This is a genomic window from Acidovorax sp. LjRoot204 (genome assembly GCF_056175785.1).
Genome location: NZ_JBGFFF010000252.1, coordinates 1 through 4,156 on the forward strand (window position 1 = coordinate 1; position 4,156 = coordinate 4,156).

The 4,156-nt window shown below is 64.9% G+C and carries 3 protein-coding genes; 2 read left to right on the top strand and 1 reads right to left on the bottom strand.

Annotated elements, in window-relative coordinates:
* The first annotated feature begins 122 nt into the window (after window positions 1-122).
* Window positions 123-416: a DUF4148 domain-containing protein gene (locus AC04MI_RS23815; protein ID WP_146869546.1), complete on the top strand. Its 294-nt coding sequence runs from the start codon at window positions 123-125 to the stop codon at window positions 414-416.
* A gap of 206 nt (window positions 417-622) precedes the next feature.
* Here the strand turns inward: AC04MI_RS23815 and ppc are convergent, their stop codons facing one another.
* The gene (gene ppc, locus AC04MI_RS23820; RefSeq protein ID WP_476498885.1) at window positions 623-3,412 is read right to left on the bottom strand and encodes a phosphoenolpyruvate carboxylase; all 2,790 of its coding nucleotides are present in this window, start codon (window positions 3,410-3,412) and stop codon (window positions 623-625) included.
* A gap of 128 nt (window positions 3,413-3,540) precedes the next feature.
* Here ppc and hemC point away from each other — a divergent pair.
* The coding region (gene hemC, locus AC04MI_RS23825) for a hydroxymethylbilane synthase (protein ID WP_476498886.1) at window positions 3,541-4,156 on the top strand (616 nt) is incomplete at its 3' end.

The following is a 4,156-nucleotide window of genomic DNA, read 5'->3' on the forward strand; positions in this document are numbered from 1 at the left end:
ATCGGCGTACAGTTCATCCCATCGATGAGCCGAACCCGCAAGGCGACTCACCGAACCCGGTTCAGAAATGGTTTTTGACCCGGCTTTTTTGAGACGCTTTTTAACTTTCAAGGATTTTCATCATGAACAAGACCGCCCGTTTCCTCTCCGTCGCTGCTGTTGCCGCTTTCGCCGCTTTTGGTGCCCATGCTGACGAAGCCGATGGCTCGCAATTTGCCCTGAAGTTCGACACGAGCCGCACCCGCGCTGAAGTGGCTACCGAAGCTGCCACCGTGGCACAAACACGCAGCATCGAGCCAGCAGGTTCGCGTGTGGTGACCTACAAGTCCACAGCTGACCGCGCTGCCGTTCGTGCACAGGCTGCTGAAGCCGTGCGCACCGGCCAAATCCCTTCGGGCGAATTCAGCGCCATGTAATCGCATGACCGATTGACGCAGTTGCGGGACTTCCCATGGTGGTGGCACTTCGCGCGGTGCGGATGCTGCTGCCATGGGAGGTGTTTTAGACACACAGTTCCACACTGGCCAAACAAACTGGGCTCCCATTGGGAGCCCTTTTTGTTGTGGGTGCCCGCGATAGCAGCAGGCTGGAAAGTGCGGGTTCGGACCGCTGTGCCCGCAGATCAGCCCGTATTGCGCAGCCCCGCTGCAATCCCGTTGATGGAGATGTGAATCCCGGTCTGCACCCGCTCGTCGCCCTGCCCTGCGCGCCAGCGGCGCACCAGCTCGACCTGCAAGTGGTGCAGCGGATCGATGTACGGGAAGCGGTGCTTGATGGACCGCGCCAGCGCCGTGTTGTGCGTCAGGCGCTGCTTGTCGCCGGTGATGCGGGTGAGCGCATCAGCCGTGCGGTGCCACTCGGCCTCGATGCTGGTGAACACCTTCTTGCGCAGGCGCGCATCGGTCACGAGTTCACTGTAGCGCGAGGCCAGGGCCAGATCACTCTTGGCCAGCACCATGTCCATGTTGGACAGCAGGGTGCGGAAGAACGGCCACTGGCGGTACATCTTTTGCAGCAGCGCCAGCTGGGCCTTGGGGTCCTTGCCTTCGGTGTTGATGAAGGCTTCCACCGCAGAGCCAAAGCCGAACCAGCCGGGCAGCGTGAGGCGGCACTGGCCCCAGCTGAAGCYCCAKGGSAYGGCGCGCAGGTCKTCGATCTTSTGGCTGGCCTTGCGSCTGGCAGGGCGCGAGCCGATGTTCAGCTCGGCGATCTCGCGGATGGGCGTGGAGTTGAAGAAGTAGTCGGTAAAGCCCGGGGTCTCGTAAACCAGCGCGCGGTAGCTGCCCATGCTGGCCAGCGAGAGCTGCGCGGCGGCGTCCAGAAACGCCTTGGTGGCGGGCTTGGTGGGCTGCAGCAGGGTGGCTTCGAGCGTGGCGGCGACCAGAGTTTCCAGGTTGCGGCGGCCGATTTCGGGGTTGGCGTATTTGGAGGCAATGACCTCGCCCTGCTCGGTCAGGCGGATCTGGCCGCGCACGGTGCCGGGCGGCTGCGCCAAAATGGCCTGGTAGCTGGGGCCACCGCCACGGCCCACGGTGCCGCCCCGGCCATGGAACATGCGCAGCTGAATGCCGTGGGTGGTGGCGAGTTCATCGAAGAGTTCGACGAGGGCGATCTCGGCGCGGTACAGCTCCCAGTTGCTGGTGAAGATGCCGCCGTCTTTGTTGCTGTCGCTGTAGCCCAGCATGATGTCCTGCTCGCCGCCGCTGCGCTGCACCAGCGCGGCCACGCCGGGCAGGCTGTAGAACTCGCGCATGATGGGCGCGGCATTGCGCAGGTCTTCGATGGTTTCGAACAGGGGCACCACGATAAGGTGGTTCTTCGACTCGGCATCCAGCGTGCCGTTCATCAGCCCTACTTCCTTTTGCAGCAGCAGSRCYTCGAGCAGGTCGCTCACCGTYTCGGTGTGRCTGATGATGTAGTGGCGGATGGCCTCGTGGCCAAAGCGCTCGCGCATCACACGGGCGGTTTCAAAAATGGCCAGCTCGCCTTGGGCATGGGCGGAATACTCGGCCCCCACCACGCGCAATGGGCGCGCGTCGTTCAGCAGCTTGATCAGCAGCGCGCGCTTGGCGGCCTCTTGCAGGTTGGCATAGTTGGGCTCGATACGGGCCTTGGCCAGCAGCTCGGCCACCACCTCTTCGTGCTTGTCGGAGCTTTGGCGCAGGTCCACCGTGGCCAGGTGGAAGCCAAACACTTGCACGGCGCGGATCAGCGGGTGCAGTCGCTCGGCAGCCAAGGCCTGGCCATGGTGGGACTGCAATGAGGCCTCGATCACCCGCAGGTCGGCCAGGAACTCCTCGGCACTGGCATAGGCATTCTGCGGCGCCACGGCATGGCGCGCGGCTTCACCACCGGTCAGATCCTTGAGCGATGCGGCAAGGCGCGCATAGATGCCAGTCAGCGCACGGCGGTAGGGCTCGTCCACGCGGTGTTCGTTGGTGTCGGGCGAGCGCTGGGCCAGGGCCTCCATCTCGGCCGACACCTGCACCAGGCGGGCCGACAGCGACAGCTCGCCGCCCAGGTAATGCACCTCGGTCAGGTAGTGGCGCAGGGCCACTTCGGCCTGGCGGCTCAGGGCATATTGCAAGGTCTGCGCGGTGACGTTGGGATTGCCGTCACGGTCGCCACCAATCCACTGGCCCATGCGCAAGAAGCTGTGCACAGGGTACTGGCCCAGCTCGTTTTCCAGGTCAGCATAGATCTTGGGGATCTCACGCAGAAAAGTGGCTTCGTAATAAGAAAGCGCGTTTTCGATCTCGTCAGCCACCGTGAGCTTGCTGTAGCGCAGCAGGCGCGTCTGCCACAACTGCGCCACGCGGGCCCGCAGCAGGGCTTCGTTGGCAACCAGCTCGCGCGGGGTGAGCGCGTCCTTGGCACTGTTGTAGAGCTGGGCGCGCACCTGGATGTCGTCGCGCGTGGCCAGCAACTGGGCGATGTCTCGCTCGGCGTCCAGAATGCTCTTGCGCTGCACCTCGGTGGGATGGGCCGTGAGCACGGGGGCCACGTAGCTGCCCGCCAGCGTCTGCGAAATCGTCTTGGGCGCAATGCCAGCCCAGCGCAGGCGCGACAGGGCGACCTCGATGCTACCCTCTTGCGTGTCGCCTGCGCGCTCGTGCACAGCGCGGCGGCGGATSWGGTGSCGGTCTTCGGCCAGGTTGGCCAGGTGGCTGAAATASGTGAAGGCGCGGATCACGCKCACCGTCTGGTCGCCCGACAGGGACTTGAGCAGCTTCTTGAGCGCGCGGTCGGCCTCCTGGTCGGCGTCGCGGCGGAAGGCCACGGAGAGCTTGCGGACCTGCTCGACCAGCTCATAAGCCTCCACCCCCTCCTGCTCCCGGATCACGTCGCCCAGAATGCGGCCCAGCAGGCGGATGTCATCAATCAGGGGCTGGTCCTTGTCGGATCGTTTCATGCAGGAGTCTCCGGGATGGGTGGGATGGCCTGGCGCGTTGAGCCCGCATGGCCGCAGGCCGCACCAGCCCCAGTGCGGGCGCATGCTAGCATCCTGCGCCGCTGAATAATTACAAACAGGTTACGAACTTGAGCCCCTCGCCAACGCCCCCCATCGTCATCGCCACCCGCGAAAGTCGCCTTGCGCTGTGGCAGGCCGAGCATGTCAAAGCGCTGCTCGAAGCCCGTGGCCACAGCGTGCAACTGCTGGGCATGACCACCAAGGGCGACCAGATTCTGGACAAGTCCCTCAGCAAGGTGGGCGGCAAGGGCCTGTTTGTGAAAGAGCTGGAAGTGGCGCTGGAAGAAGGCCGCGCCCACATTGCCGTGCATTCGCTCAAGGACGTGCCCATGGAGCTGCCCGAGGGCTTTGCCCTGGCCTGCGTGATGGAGCGCGAAGACCCGCGCGATGCCTTTGTCTCCCCCCGCTACGAGAACCTGGACGCCCTGCCGCAGGGTGCCGTGGTGGGCACGTCGAGCCTGCGCCGCCAGGTGCTGCTGCAGGCTCTGCGGCCTGACCTGAAGATCGAGCCCCTGCGCGGCAACCTCGACACCCGCCTGCGCAAGCTGGACGAAGGCCAGTACGACGCGATCGTGCTGGCCGCCGCAGGCCTCAAGCGCCTGGGACTGGAAGCCCGCATCCGCACCACGTTCGAGCCCAGCGCCATGCTGCCTGCTGCAGGCCAGGGCGCGCTGGGCATCGAGG